At 60.8% G+C, this 18,875-nt stretch carries 19 protein-coding genes; 16 read left to right on the top strand and 3 right to left on the bottom strand.

The features are described from left to right. The first annotated feature begins 122 nt into the window (after positions 1-122). From FXN63_RS18160 to FXN63_RS18140, 5 genes are all read left to right on the top strand, one after another. Positions 123-2,480 carry a DNA translocase FtsK gene (locus tag FXN63_RS18160; protein WP_148816594.1) on the top strand — a complete coding sequence of 786 codons (2,358 nt, stop codon included), beginning with the start codon at positions 123-125 and terminating at the stop codon, positions 2,478-2,480. 216 nt (positions 2,481-2,696) lie between these two features. Further along, positions 2,697-3,362 (top strand): outer membrane lipoprotein chaperone LolA, encoded by a 666-nt coding sequence (gene lolA / locus FXN63_RS18155; RefSeq protein ID WP_148816593.1) that lies wholly within the window; start codon positions 2,697-2,699, stop codon positions 3,360-3,362. A gap of 6 nt (positions 3,363-3,368) precedes the next feature. After that, positions 3,369-4,706: a replication-associated recombination protein A gene (locus FXN63_RS18150; protein WP_148816592.1), complete on the top strand. Its 1,338-nt coding sequence runs from the start codon at positions 3,369-3,371 to the stop codon at positions 4,704-4,706. After that, positions 4,706-5,221 (top strand): GNAT family N-acetyltransferase, encoded by a 516-nt coding sequence (locus tag FXN63_RS18145; protein WP_148816591.1) that lies wholly within the window; start codon positions 4,706-4,708, stop codon positions 5,219-5,221. The genes FXN63_RS18150 and FXN63_RS18145 overlap by 1 nt, the downstream gene beginning before the upstream one ends. 196 nt (positions 5,222-5,417) lie before the next feature. Further along, the gene (locus tag FXN63_RS18140; protein ID WP_148816590.1) at positions 5,418-5,918 is read left to right on the top strand and encodes a DinB family protein; all 501 of its coding nucleotides are present in this window, start codon (positions 5,418-5,420) and stop codon (positions 5,916-5,918) included. A 33-nt stretch (positions 5,919-5,951) separates the two neighbouring features. On the opposite strand, the gene FXN63_RS18135 is transcribed toward FXN63_RS18140, so the two are convergent. Beyond that, a complete protein-coding gene (locus tag FXN63_RS18135) occupies positions 5,952-6,929 on the bottom strand; it encodes a LysR family transcriptional regulator (protein WP_148816589.1) in 978 nt (325 codons plus the stop codon). Positions 6,930-6,976: 47 nt separating this feature from the next. Here FXN63_RS18135 and FXN63_RS18130 point away from each other — a divergent pair, with 47 nt between their 5' ends. The 11 genes from FXN63_RS18130 (at position 6,977) to FXN63_RS18080 (ending at position 16,602) form a co-directional block, all read left to right on the top strand. Beyond that, positions 6,977-8,251 (top strand): Zn-dependent hydrolase, encoded by a 1,275-nt coding sequence (locus FXN63_RS18130; RefSeq protein WP_148816588.1) that lies wholly within the window; start codon positions 6,977-6,979, stop codon positions 8,249-8,251. A gap of 471 nt (positions 8,252-8,722) precedes the next feature. Further along, positions 8,723-9,319 carry a TRAP transporter small permease gene (locus FXN63_RS18125; RefSeq protein ID WP_148816587.1) on the top strand — a complete coding sequence of 199 codons (597 nt, stop codon included), beginning with the start codon at positions 8,723-8,725 and terminating at the stop codon, positions 9,317-9,319. Beyond that, positions 9,316-10,596 (top strand): TRAP transporter large permease, encoded by a 1,281-nt coding sequence (locus tag FXN63_RS18120; RefSeq protein ID WP_148816586.1) that lies wholly within the window; start codon positions 9,316-9,318, stop codon positions 10,594-10,596. Before FXN63_RS18125 ends, FXN63_RS18120 begins: the two co-directional genes overlap by 4 nt. A 12-nt stretch (positions 10,597-10,608) precedes the next feature. After that, positions 10,609-11,280, top strand: coding sequence for a GntR family transcriptional regulator (locus tag FXN63_RS18115; RefSeq protein ID WP_148816585.1), 672 nt, complete (start codon positions 10,609-10,611; stop codon positions 11,278-11,280). Positions 11,281-11,306: 26 nt separating this feature from the next. Then, positions 11,307-12,200 carry a fumarylacetoacetate hydrolase family protein gene (locus FXN63_RS18110; protein ID WP_148816584.1) on the top strand — a complete coding sequence of 298 codons (894 nt, stop codon included), beginning with the start codon at positions 11,307-11,309 and terminating at the stop codon, positions 12,198-12,200. 57 nt (positions 12,201-12,257) lie between these two features. Beyond that, positions 12,258-12,659 (top strand): cupin domain-containing protein, encoded by a 402-nt coding sequence (locus tag FXN63_RS18105; protein ID WP_148816583.1) that lies wholly within the window; start codon positions 12,258-12,260, stop codon positions 12,657-12,659. Positions 12,660-12,734: 75 nt separating this feature from the next. Next, positions 12,735-13,772, top strand: coding sequence for a TRAP transporter substrate-binding protein (locus FXN63_RS18100; protein WP_246164881.1), 1,038 nt, complete (start codon positions 12,735-12,737; stop codon positions 13,770-13,772). 117 nt (positions 13,773-13,889) lie between these two features. After that, positions 13,890-14,642: an SDR family NAD(P)-dependent oxidoreductase gene (locus FXN63_RS18095; RefSeq protein WP_148816581.1), complete on the top strand. Its 753-nt coding sequence runs from the start codon at positions 13,890-13,892 to the stop codon at positions 14,640-14,642. A gap of 10 nt (positions 14,643-14,652) precedes the next feature. Beyond that, the gene (locus tag FXN63_RS18090) at positions 14,653-15,462 is read left to right on the top strand and encodes an SDR family oxidoreductase (RefSeq protein WP_148816580.1); all 810 of its coding nucleotides are present in this window, start codon (positions 14,653-14,655) and stop codon (positions 15,460-15,462) included. Positions 15,463-15,468: 6 nt separating this feature from the next. Continuing rightward, positions 15,469-16,248, top strand: a complete 780-nt coding sequence (locus tag FXN63_RS18085; RefSeq protein WP_148816579.1) for an SDR family NAD(P)-dependent oxidoreductase — start codon at positions 15,469-15,471, stop codon at positions 16,246-16,248. 45 nt (positions 16,249-16,293) lie between these two features. Next, positions 16,294-16,602, top strand: coding sequence for a Dabb family protein (locus FXN63_RS18080; protein WP_148819531.1), 309 nt, complete (start codon positions 16,294-16,296; stop codon positions 16,600-16,602). Here the strand turns inward: FXN63_RS18080 and FXN63_RS18075 are convergent. Beyond that, complete coding sequence (locus FXN63_RS18075; RefSeq protein WP_148816578.1) at positions 16,585-17,925, bottom strand: ATP-binding protein; 1,341 nt, start codon at positions 17,923-17,925, stop codon at positions 16,585-16,587. The genes FXN63_RS18080 and FXN63_RS18075 overlap by 18 nt on opposite strands. Positions 17,926-18,076: 151 nt before the next feature. Continuing rightward, positions 18,077-18,838 carry a response regulator gene (locus FXN63_RS18070; protein WP_246164880.1) on the bottom strand — a complete coding sequence of 254 codons (762 nt, stop codon included), beginning with the start codon at positions 18,836-18,838 and terminating at the stop codon, positions 18,077-18,079. Positions 18,839-18,875 lie beyond the last annotated feature (37 nt).

Genomic DNA, 18,875 nt, shown 5'->3' with positions numbered 1-18,875 from the left:
CCGGTTAAGGCCGGATGATGCAAAGAAGCACCCATTATAAGTAGCACCTCGTTGCACCGTACTCATGCTTTCCTATGGCACCCATAGACGGGGAGCATCGTCAGCCACCTATAATCTTGCGCATGGCACGCACCGCACGCACCGCACCCGCCGCGAACCCCCGGCAATCAACGACTCGTTCTCTTCTGGGGCTTATCCCCAGCAGCCTGTCCAAACTCGCCCGTGAGGCGCGCTGGATACTTTTTGCGTCCCTCGCGGCGTACCTCACCCTGGTGATCGCCACCTACCACGCCACCGATCCGGGTTGGTCCCACTCTGTGGTGACCGACCGCGTGTTGAACAGTGGCGGGCGCTTCGGTGCCTGGGTGGCGGATTTAACCCTGTATTTATTCGGTTTTTCCGTCTGGTGGTGGGTGATCCTGCTGCTGCAACGGGTCTACGCTGGTTACCAGCGCTTGGCCGATCAACTGTCGAAAACCGACCCTGCCGACGCACTTCCACGCGTCCGTTGGGAACAGGCAATCGGCTTTTTCCTGCTTTTGCTGGGCTCGATGGGCCTGGAAGCCACCCACCTGACCGGATTTTTGTTGCGTCACAGCATCGGTTTGCCGAACGGTGCGGGCGGGTTGATCGGGCAGGCGCTGTGGAAAGCCAGCAGCGTGGGTCTGGGTCAGGCAGGGGGGACTTTGCTGTTGGTGGCCTTGTTCGCCATGGGCACCAGCTTGTTCTTCGGTTTTTCCTGGCTGGTGATTTCCGAGCGCATCGGTGGTGCGCTGGAATGGGTGGTGGTGCGCGTGCGTAATGCCGTGGCTGCGCGCGAAGACCGCAAGGTGGGTGAAGTGGCGGTGCAAAAGCGCGCCGTCGACGTGGTGGCCAAGCAGGAGGTGCTGGCCCACGAGCCCGTCAGGATTGAGCCCAGTGTGACCGTGGTGCCCAAGGCAGAGCGGCTGAGCAACGAAAAACAGCGTCCGCTGTTCCAGGATGTGGGCGATTCCACCTTGCCGCCGCTGGACTTGCTTGATCCTGCCGACCGCGAACAGGCGACTATCCCGCCCGAAACCCTGGAATACACCTCGCGTCTGATCGAGAAAAAGCTGGCCGACTTCGGCGTGAGCGTCTCGGTGGTGGCGGCGCAGGCGGGGCCGGTCATCACGCGCTACGAGGTTGAGCCTGCCGTTGGGGTCAAGGGCAGCCAGGTGGTTGGCTTGGCCAAAGACCTTGCCCGGGCGCTCAGCTTGGTCAGTATCCGAGTGGTCGAAACCATTCCCGGCAAGAATCTGATGGGCCTGGAACTGCCCAATCCGCGTCGCCAGACCGTCCGTCTGTCGGAAATTCTGGGCTCGGATGTCTACCACGCCAGCGCGTCGGTATTGACCATGGCGCTGGGCAAGGACATTGCCGGCAAACCGGTGGTGGCCGATTTGGCGAAAATGCCGCACTTGCTGGTGGCCGGTACGACCGGTTCCGGCAAGTCGGTCGGGATCAACGCAATGATCCTGTCCCTGCTGTACAAGGCTGACCCGAAGCAGGTCCGCCTGATCATGATTGACCCGAAGATGCTTGAAATGAGCGTCTACGAAGGCATTCCGCACCTGCTGGCTCCGGTGGTGACCGACATGCGCCAGGCCGCCAACGCACTGAACTGGTGTGTGGGCGAGATGGAAAAGCGCTATCGCCTGATGAGCAAGCTGGGGGTGCGCAACCTGTCTGGCTACAACGGCAAGATTGCGGAAGGCATCAAGAAAGAAGAGCCGATCAAGAATCCGTTCTCGCTGACGCCCGACGACCCTGAACCGCTGACTGAACTGCCAATGGTCGTGGTGGTGATCGACGAGCTGGCCGACCTCATGATGGTGGTGGGCAAGAAGATCGAAGAACTGATTGCCCGCCTGGCGCAGAAGGCGCGTGCGGCTGGTATTCACCTGATTCTGGCTACCCAGCGCCCAAGCGTGGACGTGATCACCGGTCTGATCAAGGCGAATATTCCGACGCGGATTGCGTTCCAGGTGTCGTCGAAGATCGATTCGCGCACGATTCTTGACCAGATGGGGGCGGAAGCACTGCTGGGTCAGGGTGACATGCTGTACATGCCGCCTGGCACCGGGCTGCCGGCACGGGTACACGGTGCGTTCGTGTCTGACGAAGAAGTGCACCGCGTGGTCGAGCAGTTGAAGGCGCAGGGCGAACCTGCCTACATCGACGGCATTCTGGATGGCGCGGGCGAAGGCGAAACCGGTGACGGGCTGAATGCCGTTACGGGTGTTGCCGATGCGGAAGCCGACCCCATGTATGACCAGGCGGTCGAAGTGGTGTTGAAGAATCGTCGGGCATCGATTTCGCTGGTGCAGCGCCATTTGCGCATCGGTTACAACCGGGCGGCTCGCCTGCTTGAGCAGATGGAGCAATCGGGTCTGGTGTCATCGATGCAAAGCAACGGCAACCGCGAAATCCTGGCACCCAAGCAGCAGGAAGAGGCTTGAGCCTGCGGGTGGGTTGAGTTGCAGACGCTTCAGCGCACCGGTGCTTGCGTCTGCAACGGTTTGAACATCTATCGACCTGAATCTTCACGGTTGTCCGGGGCGCTGACTTTTACACTGAATTGAAGGTGCTCTGGCATCGCGGTTGTTTCTTCAGGCAGCCAGCCAAGCATTTTTCAGCGCGCCCGTCCTGGGCCGCGACGTCAAAACGGAATACATATGCGCGTTATCTCTGCTGTTTCTGCTGCGTTTTCTGGGTCCGTTGTGCGCGGTGCCCTGCTGGCACTGGCCATCGCTGCCCCGCTGGGTGCGCATGCCGCAGGTGCCGTTGAGCAACTGCGCGCGTTTGCACGCGACACACAGTCAGCGTCGGGTGCGTTCAGCCAGCAAACCCGTGCCAGTACTGGCCGTGCGCAACCTGCGCAGTCCGGTCAGTTTGCATTCCAGCGCCCTGGAAAATTCGACTGGCGCGTGACCAAGCCGTTTGAACAACGCATCGTGTCCGACGGGCGTGAACTGTTCCAGTTCGACCCCGACCTGAACCAGGTCAGCGTGCGCAAGACCGACGCCGCCGTGGGCGCGTCACCGGCTGCCATTCTGTTTGGCAACGGCGATCTGGAAAAATCATTCACGGTGAAAGAACTGCCGGCCCGCGATGGCCTGGACTGGCTGGAAGCCGTGCCGCGCAGCGCTGATGCCGGATTCTCGAAAGTGGAGATCGGCTTCAAAGACGGTTTGCCTGCACGGCTGGACCTGTTCGATTCCTTCGGACAGTCCACCCAGGTGACCTTGAGCGACATTCGCCGCAATCCGTCGATTCCGGCCGGAACCTTCACCTTCACGCCGCCTGCCGGTGTGGACGTGGTGCGCATGGGCGGCCAATAAGCATCAATGGCCCAAGACCTTTTCAACGGCCAGATCGATCCGGCCAACGTACCGCTGGCCGAACGGTTGCGACCTCGCAGCCTGGATGAAGTCGTCGGCCAGTCGCATTTGCTGGGGCCCGACAAGCCACTGCGGGTGGCGTTTTCGTCTGGTCGCCCGCATTCGCTGATCTTCTGGGGACCACCTGGCATCGGCAAGACCACGCTGGCCAGGTTGATGGCTGATTCCTTCGACGCGCAGTTCATCTCCATGTCGGCGGTGTTGGGCGGGGTCAAGGACATCCGCGACGCGGTGGTGGCCGCACAGGCAGCGCAGGCGCGTGGTCGACGCACGATTTTGTTCGTGGACGAGGTGCACCGCTTCAACAAGGCGCAGCAGGACGCTTTCCTGCCGTATGTGGAAAGCGGCCTGTTCACCTTCATTGGTGCCACCACCGAGAACCCATCTTTCGAAGTCAATTCCGCCTTGCTGTCGCGGGCGCGCGTCTATGTATTGATGCCGCTCACGCAGGAAGAATTGGCGCAGTTGATCGAGCGCGCACTGGCCACCTTGAATGGTGATGCACCCGACGGCGGCATTAAATTCGACGATGCGTCGAAGCTGCAGTTGGCAGCATGGGCCGATGGCGATGCACGCCGCGTGATCAACGCGGTGGAAGTGGTCAGCGATGCAGCCCGTGGGGCAGGGCGTACCGAGGTCGATGCGGCTTGGCTGGAAACTGCCTTGTCGCAAAACCTGCGGCGTTTCGACAAGGGCGGTGACGCGTTCTACGACCAGATCAGCGCGCTGCACAAGTCGGTGCGTGGGTCGAATCCCGATGCGTCTTTGTACTGGTTGTGTCGCATGCTGGATGGCGGTGCCGACCCGCGTTATTTGGCGCGTCGCATTGTGCGCATGGCCATCGAAGACATTGGCTTGGCCGACCCGCGTGCGCTGGACATTGCATTGACCGGCACCGAAGTTTACGAACGCCTGGGCTCACCCGAAGGTGAGCTGGCCTTGGCTGAAGCCGTGGTGTATCTGGCCTGTGCGGCCAAGTCCAACGCGGTCTACAACGCCTACAACCAGGCCAAGGCTTACGCGCAGCAGCACGGCAGTGCGCCCGTGCCGATTCACTTGCGCAATGCACCTACCAAGCTGATGAAGCAGCTTGGGCACGGCAAGGCCTATCGCTACGCGCACGACGAACCCGAGGCTTACGCCGCTGGCGAAACCTATATGCCCGACGGCATGGGCACCCCGCGCTGGTATCACCCGACGCCGCGTGGCTTGGAAAGCAAGATCGGCCAGAAGCTGGAATTTTTGCGCGGCCTGGATAAACAGGCGCGCGAGAAGAAGGACTGATGGCAGACACAAGCAGCGTAGGGCAGAGAAGTGGCAACCAGCTTGCTGAACTTGATCTGCGTTCAGCAGATGAGTTGCCGTATACCGCTGTTCGGCTACGGCCCGCAACGCCTGCCGATGAGGACTTTCTGTTGTGGCTGCGCAAGCAGACCATGACCGAACATCTGTCGCGGGTAGGTTTGAGTCTTGACGATAAACACCATCGGCAGCGCTTGCTTGCCAAATATTCGGACGCGCATGTGGTCTGTGTAGGCGATGAGGATGTCGGCCTTTGCAAGGCTTACCGTTCTGAGACGGCGTGGGTGTTGATGCAGATCCAAATGGCACCTGCCTGGCAAGGTCGGGGGCTGGGTGCCAAGGTGATCCAGGCGCTGATTGCGCAGGCACGCAAAGATGGTTTGCCGGTGACGCTCAGCGTGCTGAAGGGCAATCCCGCCAAGCGTTTGTATGAGCGCTTGGGGTTTGTTGTGTTCGCTGAAACCGAACACGAGTTTGAGCTTCGCTGCGATCTGTAGTCAGCCTAGTATCCCCCCACAAAAAAGCAGCTTTCGAGCTGCTTTTTTATGGCCGTTCCCAAAGTTTCAATGGATGTATCTCATAAGCTGGGGGCCCTTCTTTCAAGGTGTGTTCGTAGGCACCATTGACGCCATCGTGGGCCGATTTCATCAGCAATGCCACGGCCCCAATAACGCCAACCACGGTGACGTACCCATGACTGCAGCCTCTCCCTTTTCTTCCTTGTTCAAGTATCAGGCTTGGGCCAATGACGCATTTCTTCAGGCCCTGGACACGCTGCATGCGAGTGACGAGCGACACACTGCGATTCGCATCATGAATCATTGCCATGTGGTGAACCTGATGTTCAAGGGCCATCTGAGTGGTGTTCCACACGGTTTTTCGGCCAACAATACGCTCGATACGCCGACGCCCCAAGACCTGCGTACCGCCATGGCAAGCGTTGATAGCTGGTATCTCAACTACGCCGCGACTGTCACCGCGACCGAGCTGGCCGAGCCCATCACGTTCGTATTCAGCGACGGTGATAGCGGCTGCATGACACGCGAGGAAATGCTGCTTCATGTCGCGACGCATGGCACATATCACCGTGGTGAAGTGGGCCGCGTGCTGAAGCAGATCAAGGTAGCGCCGCCGTGGGATACCTTTGCCGTCCACCTGCATCAGGCCGATCCGTCGCGACGCCTGCGTGCTTGAGGTGGTCAGGGTCGAACTTCGCCGCGATGGTAATCAGCCTGTTGAGCTGTCCTGTTCTGCCGTCGATATTGGTAGATGCACCTTCGACGCCAGAATGCACTCGACCGTCGCCCGGAATGCCGCCGTCATGGTCTTGTCCTGGCGCATGACCAGGGCTTGCGATCGATACAGCCTGGGTGTCAAAGACCGGAATTCCAGGTCCGCATGATGCCCATGTCCGGTCAGCGCCAAGCGGGGCAGAAAGCTGCTGCCAAGCCCCGCTGCCACCACCGCTTTGATCGCTTCCACACTGTCCAGCTCCATGGCTGCAGACGGGTTGCGGTCAGCTGTGCTCAGCCAGGCGTCTATCAGGCCGCGTGTTGACGTGCCTGGGCTGAACATGACCAGCGGGGTGGCGCTGAATGATGACGCATCCAGTCGATCAGGCCAGTCGGCCGAGCCCCGCCGTTTCACCGCCACGATCTCGTCTTCGACCACCACCTGAACATCGACAGATCGCGAGGGCACCGGCAGCGTGACCAGCGCCAGATCAATGCTGTTTGCTTCCACGCGGCGCACCAGTTCTTCGGTGTTGCCGGTGCTGACCACCAGGTCCAGCCCGGGATGTGCGTCTTTCAGTTTGCGCAGAATCGGCGGCAGAAAATACAGGCAGGTCGTCAGCCCGGTGCCCAGGCGGATTTGCCCCACCACCTTGTCAACGTGCGCGGCCACGGCGTTGAAGGCCGCTTCCAAGGCCATCGCAATGGCCGGAAGATGCGCCAGCAAGTCCTTGCCCGCAGCCGTAGGTGTCACCGAGCGCCCGACCCGTTCAAGCAGGCGCACGCCCAACTGGCGCTCCAGGGCACGAATCTGCTGACTGATGGCAGGCTGCGTCAGGCCCAGGTGGTCGGCAGCTGCGGTGAAACTGCCGTATTTCACGACCAGCTCGTACTTTCTGAGCTGGTCCAGGTGTTGGCCAAGCGGCTGGCTCAGATGTGGTCCCGACCCCAAAGTTGAACTGATGGATGGCATAAGTGGCGCGGTCTTTTTCTGTGTCTGGTTTGGCGGCATCATGTGTCATGCACATCCTACACATCAACACCGATCGTCTCTGGCAACGTCTTCAGACCATGGCCAGCTTCACCCGCCCCGACATGCCGTGGACCCGTCGCGCGTTTTCTGAAGAGTTCATGCAGGGACGGCACTGGCTGCGCGGGCAGTTCATGGAAGCGGGCTTGTCTGTGCGGCTGGACGAAGCCGGAAACCTGATTGGCGAGCTGGCTGGCACAGACCCGAACTTGAAGCCCATCTGCATCGGCTCGCACACCGACACGGTATTTCATGGCGGCCGATTCGACGGCATTCTGGGCGTGCTGTCTGCGCTTGAAGTGGCGCAAAGTCTGAAGGAATCAGGGCATCGCCTGCGCCACCCGCTGGAAGTCATCGATTTCCTGGCCGAAGAACCCACCGATCAAGGCGTGTCGTGTGTGGGCAGCCGGGCCATGGCAGGCGCGCTGTCGCCAGCCATGCTGGCCCAGTCCGATGCCAACGGCGAAAGCCTGATCGACGCCATGACACGCACCGGTGCACAGCCCGATGTGCTGTCGCATGCCACGCGGTCGCGCGCAGACATTGCGGCGTTTGTGGAAGTGCATATCGAGCAAGGCCCGGTGTTGGAACAAGCCGGTTTGCCGATTGGTGTCGTCACCAACATCGTGGGCATTCAGCGTGTGGCGATCACCGTCACCGGGCGTCCCGATCATGCCGGGACCACACCAATGGACTTGCGGCAAGACGCCTTGGCGGGTGCCGCGCATGTGGTGTCCACCGCGCGTGCAATGGCCGAGGGTTATCTGAGCGGACCGTCTTATGTGGTGGCAACGGTAGGACGACTGGATGTGCTGCCTAACTCGGCAAACTCGGTTCCTGGCCGTGTGGAAATGACCTTGGAAATCCGCAGCGATTCAAGGGATGTGTTGGCGCGGTTTGCCAATGATGTGATGGCCGCGAGCCAGGCGGAACTTGCACGCCTGAAGGTGTCTGCCAGCATGTTGTCCTTGACCGCGGTTACGCCGGTGGATTGCGATCCGCTCGTCATCCGCGCAATTGAGACCGCAGCGTCCGGGTTGAATCTGGCGTCTCGCCGTTTGCCCAGTGGGGCGGGGCATGATGCCATGCAGATCGCAGCTATTGCCCCCAGCGGCATGATCTTTGTGCCCTGCCTGGATGGTCGAAGCCACTGCCCGGAAGAGTGGGCGGACCAGCAGGCATCGGGTGATGGCGCGCGGGTGTTGGCGGGGGCTGTGCTTGCACTGGACGCGGTGCTGACCCCGGGCGTTGACCAACCAGCTTGATGACGGTTCAAGCTGCAAACCCTCTACAACCCGACTTTCAAGCGCGATCACCTGCCAATTGATGTCGGTAACGCGCGTCAGCTAACGCCCCCGCGTTGCTGACGGAACTGCCGACATTTCTCCACTGGCCGACAGCGGCCTGTCTCTACGCAAGATCAGTCATGTCTGCCGCCAGCAATGGCGCGTCGCAGTGCCGCTGTCTGATCTTGCCCACCCCCTGCATCACTTCATGATCTTCGGCGTCGCCACATCAGACGCGGAAGGCTGCTGCGCGGTAATCCGTTGACCGCCAATGCTGGCATGGCGCCGATCATCCGATTCCATGAAGGAAAACCCCGATTCTGATTTTGTATGCAGATAGGTAAATTGCACACAAATAAAGATCGTGTATACAAATTGGGGTGTGACGGTGAAGACATGCAATCAGTCCAGGCATTCGCTTGCGGCAGTGCGCTTATCAGGAGCGGGCCAATGAACCGCGCGTTGGATCTGTATTGCCGGGCGCTGTCCTTCGCATGCGCCGTCATCATGGCGGTGATGCTGGTGCTGGTATTCGGCAACGTGGTGCTCAGGTATTTCTTCCAGACGAGCTGGTTGATCTCGGAAGAACTGTCCCGCTGGCTGTTTGTGTGGATGGTGTTCATCGGGGCCATCGTCGCGTTGCGCGAACGAGGCCATTTGGGAACGGACATGGTGCTGGTGCGTCTGCCCGCCAAAGCGCGTCGCGCCTGTGTGGTCGTGGCCCATATCCTGATGCTGTACATCACCTGGTTGATGTTGCTGGGTAGTTGGGATCAGACCGTCATCAACACCGGAACGGAAGCGCCCGTCAGCGGATTTCCCGTCTCGGTCTTCTATTTCTGCGGCGTCGTTTTTTCCTGCTCTGCCTTGGTGGTGCTGGCCTATGACCTGTGGCGCTTGCTTACCGGTCGCGTGCCGGATCACGAGCTGGTGATGATTCAGGAATCCGAGGAACTGGCGGCATTGCCGGTGCACCAGGAGTTGGTCGACGCAACCGATCGTGATGGCCGCGCCACACACGACACCGCAGCAGGAAAGAACCCATGACCGTCCTTATCTTCGTCGGCGCGCTGCTGGCCGCAATGGCCATCGGGATGCCGATTGCTTATTCGCTGCTGTTCTCTGGCGTGGCCTTGATGTGGCATCAAGACCTGTTCGATCCGCAGATCCTGGCGCAGAACGTCATCAATGGCGCCGACAGTTTCCCCTTGCTGGCGATCCCGTTCTTCATGCTGGCGGGCGAGGTGATGAACGTCGGCGGCCTGTCCAAACGAATTGTCGGACTGGCGATCGCGCTGGTTGGCCACTTGCGCGGCGGGTTGGGCTTCGTGGCGATCATTTCGGCTTGCATGATGGCAGCGCTGTCGGGTTCCGCCGTGGCAGATACGGCGGCATTGGCGGCCTTGCTGCTGCCGATGATGGTCAAGGCTGGTCATGACAAGGCTCGGGCAGGAGGGCTGATCGCATCCGCAGGCATCATTGCGCCAGTGATTCCGCCTTCGATCGGCTTCGTGGTGTTCGGCGTGGCGGCGAACGTATCGATCGGCAAGCTGTTTCTGGCGGGCATCGTTCCTGGTTTGCTGATGGGTGTGGGGATTGCCATTGCATGGTGGATCGTGGCGTCCAAGGAAGCGGTCACCTTGCCGCCTGCCTCGTCGGGCCGTCAGAAACTGGTTGCGTTGAAAGATTCGCTTTGGGCATTGGGCTTGCCGGTGATCGTGCTGTTCGGCCTGAAATTTGGTGTCTTCACGCCGACCGAGGCAGGCGTGGTTGCTGCCGTGTATGCGCTGTTTGTCGCCACGGTGGTGTACCGGGAATTGCGTGTGTCGCAGCTCTATACGGTGTTTGTGTCGGCCGCCAAGATCACCTCGGTCATCATGTTCCTGGTGGCCGCATCGATGGTGTCGGCATGGCTTATCACGGTGGCGAATATCCCCGAGCAGGTCATCGACATGCTGTCGCCCTTCATGGACAACCCCATGTTGCTGCTGATCGTCATCATGCTGCTGGTGATGGTGGTGGGCACGGCAATGGACATGATGCCGACCATCCTGATCCTGACGCCGGTGCTGATGCCGGTCATTCGTGAAGCGGGCATCGACCCCGTGTACTTTGGCGTACTTTTCATCATGAACAACGCCATCGGACTGGTCACACCGCCGGTGGGCTCGGTGCTCAACGTCGTGGCCGGCGTTGGCAAGATGCGCCTGGATGCCGTTGCCCGAGGTGTCCTGCCGTTCATGCTGGCTCAATTCATCGTGATGTTCCTGCTGGTGTTCTTCCCGCAGATCGTGATGGTCCCTCTGCACTTCCTGACTAAGTAACCGGTTTCACCAATGACGAGCAAAACGCCTTCCAAATCTCCTGCGCAAGATGTTCTCGGTGCGGTATCCACGCACCTGATCGAACTGCGTGCGCAGATCACCGAACCGGTGCGCATTCGCGAGGAAGATCTCGCAGCCAAGCTGGGTGTCAGCCGCACGCCCGTGCGTGAAGCCCTGATCCGGCTGGACAGCACTGGCGTGATCAATCTGCGTCCGGGGCGCGGTGCCTTGTTGCAGCCAGTAAGCGACGAGGATTACCTGGAGTGGTTGCAGTTGCGCGAGCAGCTTGAAGCCTTCGCCGCGCGCGAGGCTGCGCTCAACGCGTCGCACCACGATGTCATGGCCTTGCGCGCCATCTTCGCGCCCTTTGCCGAAGCAGGCGTGGCTGAAGCCAAGCCCGAGGAATATTCGCTGGCCAATGTGGCGTTTCATACCGAGATCATGCGGCTGGCAAACAACCGTCTGCTTGAACGCGTATGGGCCTCGTTCGGCCATCGGCAGACCAGCTATCGCCGCCGCACGATTTCGCGCCTGCATCGCGCGGCGGATTCGCTGCGCGAGCACCTGGAGATCATTCAGGCAATCGAAGATCGCAACGCCGAGCGCGCCGCCGATCTGGCCCGCGAGCACGTGCGTGCGCTGTATCGCGCGGTACAGCGTGACAGTGCCTCGAACGAAGGCTGACATTCATCCATCCAGCGGAATGCAACATGAAATTCATCAATTTCGACTATCAAGGCAAGGCAAGTCTGGGCGTGCTGCTTGATGACGACACGATTCTTGATCTGTCGCGTATATGGCCGTCGCAACCGGCACCCGCATCGATCGATGCGCTGATCCGGCTGGGCGACGCGGGGGTGGCGCAAGCGCGTACGCTGATGGCTGATGCCAGTGCTGATGCGTCTGTGCCGCTGGCCAGTGCCACGGTGCTGACGCCGGTCGAGGCTGCTGGTCGGAACATCTTCAATGTGGGCCGCAATTATCGCGATCACATCATCGAGGGCAATCTGGCCAACGGGCGGCCCGCCGATGCCTTCCCCATCGCCATCGAATTCTTCACGAAACCACGTACTGCACTGGCTGCGCATGGCACACCCATCTTGCGTCATGCCGCGTTGACGCAAAGCCTGGATTACGAGGTGGAGCTTGCCATCGTGATCGGCAAGGGCGGGCGCGACATCACCGCAGACCGGGCGATGGAGCATGTCTTTGGCTACACGATTCTGAACGACGTGACTGCCCGCGACCTGCAACGAAAACATGGTCAGTGGTTTAAGGGAAAGAGCCTGGATACCAGCTGCCCGGTCGGGCCGGTGGTGGTGCACGCCAGTGCGGTGGACAACCCCAATTCGCTTGAGCTGGAACTGGACGTGGACGGCGAGCTGCGCCAGCGGGACAACACCGATTCGATGATTTTTGATGTCAGCGAAATCATCGTTCAGCTGTCTGCCGGCATGACCTTGTTGCCGGGTGACGTGATCGCCACCGGCACGCCCAAAGGGGTCGGTTTTGCGATGAAACCGCCGCGCTGTCTGCAGGCTGGGCAGACCGTGCGGGCGCGTATTCACGGCATTGGTGAACTGGTCAATACCGTTGTCGATTGACGGGCCGCTGGCCTGCGCGAAGTCTGATTATCAACATAGGTTTATCTGGAGAAACCCATGGCCTTGAACACGCCTTTTCTTCCTGACGCCGACAAATACGGCCCGATGGATTCCCGCAATGTTTCGGTTGATGCGCTGCCGTGGAAGCCCACGCCCACGCTAGGCATCGACATGAAGATTCTGGTGCAGGACGAGCAGACGGGCCTGTTGACGGCACTGTTCCGCTGGCAGCCCGGCACGGTGTTGGCCCTGCATGAACACGTTGAGATCGAACAGAGCTTTGTGTTGGAAGGCGAGTTCGAAGACGACGATGGCGTGTATGCCAAAGGCAATTTTGCGTGGCGTCCGAAAGGGCATCGTCACGTGGCCCGGTCACCGAAAGGCGCGCTGGTCTTGTGTTTTTTCCTGAAGCCAAACCGGTTTCTGGAAGGTGAGCTTGCTGGCCGCGAGCTGAAGTAAGCCCAGTTGTAAGCCCGTTCTTAACCCCGTTCGACCAAGAAAAAAATCAGAAAAAAGAAACACCAGGAGATGACCATGAATGCACCCGCCCTGAAACACGTTTCCGCCACGCTGCTTGCGCTTGGTCTGATGTCCGCTGCGGCATCTGGCGCAATCGCCGCCGACTTCAAAGACCGGAAAATCAAGTTCGCGTACCCCGTGACGCAGGACAATCCGGTTGGCGTGGCCATCGACAAATATGCAGAGATCGTCAGCCAGCGTACCGGTGGCAAGATCAAGGTCACGGGCTACGGCAACGCGCAGCTGGGCAACGAGATTCAGTCGATGTCGTCGGCACAGGGCGGCATCGTGGAGATGACCGTGGTATCGACCGCGGGCGCTGCCGGCAATGTCAAAGAGCTGGCCATCTTCGACCTGCCTTTCATTTTCCAGCGCCCTGAAGAAGCCGACGCCGTGATCGACAGTGAGGTCGGTCAGTCCCTGCTGGACAAGTTCGAGCAGAAGAACCTGATCGGCCTGTGCTACCTGGATTACGGCTTCCGCCAGGTCACCAACAGCAAGCACCCCATCAAGCGACTGGAAGATTTTCGCGACCTGAAGATTCGTACATTGCAGAACCGCGTGTACATCGACATCTTCAAGACGCTGGGTGCAACGCCCTTGCCGTTGCCGTATCCGGAAACCTATACCGCGCTTGAAACCAAGGCCATCGACGGGCAGGAAAGCTCGTATCTGGTGACACAGTCGAGTTCCTATCAAGACATTCAGAAGTACCTGACGGAAACGCGTCACGTGTATCTGCCTGCGGTGGTGTTGGCCAGCAAGAAGTTCTGGGACCGCTTGAGCAACGACGAGAAAGACGTCTTGCGTGGGGCCTGCAAGGAAGTGGTGACCTTCCACCGCGACTACAGCCGGAAGATGGAAACCGAGGTGGTGGCCAAGCTTGAAAAGGCCGGGATGCAGTTCAACAAGATCGAGCCTGCCGAGCAGCAGCGCATGATCAAGGCGACCGAGCCAGTCATTGCCCGGTTCAAACCCGAATTGGGTGAAGACCTGGTGAACAAGACGCTGAGCATCATCGAGCAGTCGCGCAAGGCCAATCCCAAGCCTTGATTCCCTGGCAAGACGCACAGGCCACCTGATTTCCGCCGATCGATCGGCGTGAACCGCCACGCAGCTTCCGGGCTGCGTGGGACCTGCTGCGTCTGCGCGACGATCCGGAGATGTGCCATGACTGAACTTCAAGCGCTTCCCCACGACCTGACGAACCACCGTGTGCTGATTACCGGCGCATGCGGCGGAATCGGCCAGGCGGTCGCCACCTTGTTTGCCCGTCTGGGAGCAACGCTGGTGTTGACCGACCACGTGGATCTGACCCCTGGTTTTCTGGAAACGCTGCAGCAGCCTGCCCAAGGCGCGCATGTGTTTGTGAAAGCCGACCTGCGGGACCGTGCGGTGATCGAGGCCTTGGTCAACGAACACAGCCCCTTGCAGGCGGCAGTATTGAACGCTGGGGTGTTCGATATTGCCGACTGGAATCAAGATGATTGGGACGAACACCTTGAGGCCGCCATTGCTGTGAATCTGGCTGCGCCGCTGCATCTGGCGCGTGCCTTGTTGCCTGGCATGAAGGCACAGGCTTATGGCCGTATTGCCTTGGTGGGATCGATTGCCGCCTACACCGGCGGCACGTTTGCCCACGCCCCCTTGCACTACGCAGCATCCAAGGGTGCCTTGCACACGGCCATGCGCTGGCTGGCGCGCCGTGCAGCGCCCCACGTGATGGTGAATGCAGTTGCACCCGGTGCCATTGCCACGCGGATGGTGGCTGCCGCTGACCCGGCCAGCCTGGCTGGTCTGCCCGTTCCGCGCTTCGGCAGGCCCGAAGAAATAGCGTGGCCACTGGCTTTCCTGTGTTCGCCCGGTGCCAGTTTTGTGTGTGGTGCCACCTTGGACGTCAACGGTGGTTCTTACATGCGGTAGGAGCGAGCAGATGAACACAGCAGGAGATGACAAGCGGGACGAGCAAGCTGCCGCAGCGCCACTGCGCGTCATGATCAGCGCCGGTGCTTCGGGGCTTGGGCTGGGCATGGCGCAGGCTTTCGTGGGGCAGGGGGCGCATGTGCAGCTGTGCGACATATCGCAGACGGCAATCGATGCCGCATTGCCGCAGTTGGGCGAGCGGGCGGGCGCGATGTTGGCTGATGTCAGTGATCCAGCCGCCGTCGATGCGTGGTTCGAGCATGCCTTGCGTGCGCTTGGCGGCGTGGATGTGCTGATCAACAACGCGGGCATTGCCGGGCCGACGGCGCGCATCGAAGACATTGCGTCTGAGGCCTGGGATCAGACGATGGCGGTCAATGTACGCAGCCAGTACCTGTGCGTACGGCGTGCCATCGGCGCGCTTCGTGCATCTGACCGTGCCACGATCATCAACATGAGTTCGGTCGCCGGGCGGCTTGGTTATCCGCTGCGCACGCCCTACGCCGCATCGAAGTGGGCCGTGGTCGGCCTGACCCAAAGCCTGGCGCTGGAACTGGGCGAGGACAACATCACCGTCAACGCCATCTTGCCGGGTATTGTCGACAGCGAACGTTCGCGCGTGGTGACGCAGGCCAAGGCACAGGCGCGCGGCGTGACCGTCGCCGAGATGGAAGCGTCCATCCTGGCCAATGTGGCCTTGCACCGCAAGGTGCCGGTAGACGATGTCGCCGCCACAGCACTCTTCTTGGCGTCTCCTGCCGGGCGCAGTTTCACCGGCCAGAGCTTCAATGTCTGCGCAGGCATACAAACCCTTTTGTGATTGACCATGAACACCACTTATCTGAGTGAAACATTCGGCCTGAGCGGACGTGTCGCGTGCGTGACGGGCAGTGCGGCCGGCCTGGGGTTTGCCATCGCCAGGCACCTTGGCCTGGCAGGTGCGCGCGTGATCGTGACGGACCTGGACGCCGCGCGTTGTGCCGAGGCGGTCACCGCCTTGCAAACAGAAGGGATCGACGCATGCAGTGCGGTATTCGATGTGTCGAATGCCGATGCGGTGCGCAATGCCTTTGTGGCATTGGCTGCCGATGGGTGGGAGCCGGACATCCTGGTATGCAACGCCGGCAATCAGAACCGCCAGCCAGTCACCGAGATGCCTGTCGCGGCTTGGCAATCCCTGTTCGATGTGCATGTGAACGGCACCTTCCACTGCGTGCAGGCGGCGCTGCCCGCCATGCAACGCAAAGGCTTCGGGCGCATCGTGATCATGTCTTCCGTGGCTGGGCAGGCTTGCATGCCGGGTATTGCTGCATACGCCTCCGCGAAGGGTGCACTGGCGGCATTTACCCGCGCCTTGTCGGTGGAATACGGGCCGTCCGGGATCACCGCCAATGCGCTGGCACCGGGATTTGTGCGCACGCAATTCACACGTGGTTTGCAGGAGCGAGAGGGCTTCGACAGCTTCCTGCAAACAGCAGTGCCGCTCGGACGCTGGGGCGAACCAGCGGACATCGCGCCAGCTGTTGTTTACCTGACATCGCGTGCAGCATCGTTTGTAAACGGTCATGTGCTGGCGATCGATGGCGGCATGCTTGCGCGGATGTAGCAGGCAGGCATCTGCCTTTTCTTATTCAGTGTCAGAGAGAACGTGATGTATCTGCATATCGTGATGATGAAGTTCGACCCCGCGCCCGACCCGGCATTCATTGCGCAGGTTCAAGCGCATTGCCAGCGCGTGCGCGAAGAGTGTGGCGGATTGGTCAGCTACGATTTTCGGACCAATGAAGCATCGCGGTCGGATGGGCTGGACTACGCCACGGTGTCCTTGTTTACCGATGCGGCTGCGCACGACGCCTACCAAGTCAGTGCCGCGCATGTGGCGATGAAGGCCGACATGCTGCCGCGTATCCAGCGACTGGCGGTGTTTGACGGCACGCTGGAGTCAGCCTTGAAGCAATGATCCGGGCAAGCGGATGATCGCGTTCAGTCCGCCTGCAGATCGGTTCTCCAGCGTCAATTCCCCACCATGCGCCTGCACGGCGGATCGGGCGATAGCCAATCCCAGCCCTCGACCCAGCGCGTCTTCTCCGCGCGCGCCAAGCTGCACAAAAGGCTCAAACACCTGTTCCAGCAATGCCTGCGGAATGCCTGGCCCGCTGTCCAGAATGTCGATGCGCAGCGACGATGACGAGTGCTCGACTTGCAAGCGGATTTCTGCGCTGCCACCGTGCCGCAAGGCGTTGTCGATCAGATTGGTCATGGCCCGCTTCAGGCTCAGCGGCCGGCAGCGGCAGGCCACGTCAGAGGCACCGTTCCAGATTACCGGTTCATCCATCAGCCGATACCGTTTCACTACCTCGTCGATCAGCCGGTTGATCGGTAGCGTGACGGTTGCTTCGTGCATGGCGTCGTCGCGTACGAAATCCAGCGTGTGTTCGGTCATGGATTGCAGTTCGGCCACGCTTTCCAGCATGTCGTGGCGCAAGGCGTCATCGTCGATCAGTTCCGCTTGCAGCCGCATGGCGGTCAGGGGCGTGCGGAAGTCGTGGCTGATGGCAGCGAGCATGCGGGTGCGGCCTTCCACGTAGCGGGTCAGGCGTAGTTGCATGGCGTTGAAGGCGTCGGTCAATTCGCGGGCTTCGCGTGGGCCGGCAAGGGGCAATGGGTCCAGACGTTCGCCGTGACTGAGGCGGTCGGTGGCGGCGGCCAGGGTTTTGATCGGGGCCACGATTCGACGCACGAACACCAGCATGATGAACAGTGCGGGCAGGGTGCTGACGGGTAGCGAGAACGCCAGCAGGCGCGACCATTCGTAGCTGCCGGACGGGCGTTCGTCACTGTTCAGCCATTGGCCGTCGGGCAGGGCGATGCTGCTGCGCAATTCCAGCGGTGCCCAGCCGCGCGGGCTGAGTACAGGGGCGCGTGCGTGGTCGCCATCGGCGCGTTCCAGCTGGATGCGAACCTGGGTGTCGGCGGACAGGGACAGACGGGTGCGCAAGGCGTCGGCAAGCCGGTTTTCTTCCTCGCGCATCTCGGCTGCGGCGACGTCGGCCTCGGGGGATACCCAGAGGCGGGCTTGTTCCGTGGCGGTGGCTTGCATCACGCGCGTGGCGTGCTCGGCCGGGATAGTCTGCAAGGCGCGGTAGGCCACTGCCAGGCGGTCCACGACTTGTTGGCGCGACAGCGGGTGGATCAGTTCGCCTGTGCTTTGCAGGAACAGCACGGCGATCAGGTGTGAACCGAAAAGAGCCAGTGCCAGCACCAGGCACAGCTGCGAGGTCATGCCTCCGGCCCAGCGCCAGCGACGGGATGCTGCTGGTTTCATCGCAATGGCTGCCGTGACACGGACGAATGCGCTGGCAAGGCTGGCGCGCTGCTTATGAAACTTGCTGCCTGCACTGTCAACTTCCGTAGGTCGATCAACAGATCGCTGTTCATGCCAAGACCTTCACATCTGCGACCAAGCGATACCCGTTTCCCCACACTGTGCGTAGCAGTTCCGACTGCCTTGCATCATCGGACAGTTTCAGGCGCAGACGGCTGACTTGCCTATCGATGGTGCGATCGAACGCCGGTTCGCCACTGCGCTCGCCTTCGGTCAGATCCAGCAGTCGTTCGCGGCTCAGTACCGTGTTCGGGTGTTGCAGCAAGGCCAGCAACAAGCGGCATTCCACCTCGCTGAGTGCAACCGGTGCGCCCGATGGGCGGGTCAGCCGGCCTAGGTCGACATCGAATACCCATCCTGCAAACCCGTAACGTCGGACGGGGGGCTGGGCAGGTATTTCTTCAACCGCAACGGGTGGCATCGCCGCGCCTTGTGCAAGCGTGCGGCTGCGACGCCGCAAGACGCTTTGAATGCGCGCCACCAATTCGCGTGGGTCGAAGGGCTTCACCACGTAGTCATCGGCGCCTAGTTCCAGGCCGCGAACTCGTTCTTCGGATTCGCCCAGGGCGGTCAGCAGGATCACCAGAGAATCGTGTTCGGCGTGAATCTGGCGGCACAGGTCGAATCCGTCGCCGTCCGGCAACATCACATCCAACACGATCACATCGAATCGTTCGTGGCGCAGCAGCATGTGCATGGCGGCTGCATCGGGCGCGGTGCGCACGTCGAAGCCGTGGCGGCGCAGGTATACCGCCAGCGGATCGCGAATCTTGCGGTGGTCGTCAACCACCATGACACGGGCACTTGTCACAGCTTGTCCAATTTCTTACAGCCTTTATGCATACGAT

The organism is Pigmentiphaga aceris (genome assembly GCF_008119665.1).
In the GTDB taxonomy this organism is placed as follows: Bacteria; Pseudomonadota; Gammaproteobacteria; order Burkholderiales; family Burkholderiaceae_B; genus Pigmentiphaga; species Pigmentiphaga aceris.
Note: the sequence above shows the minus strand (reverse complement) of the source record. Positions and strands in the feature narration are given on the sequence as shown.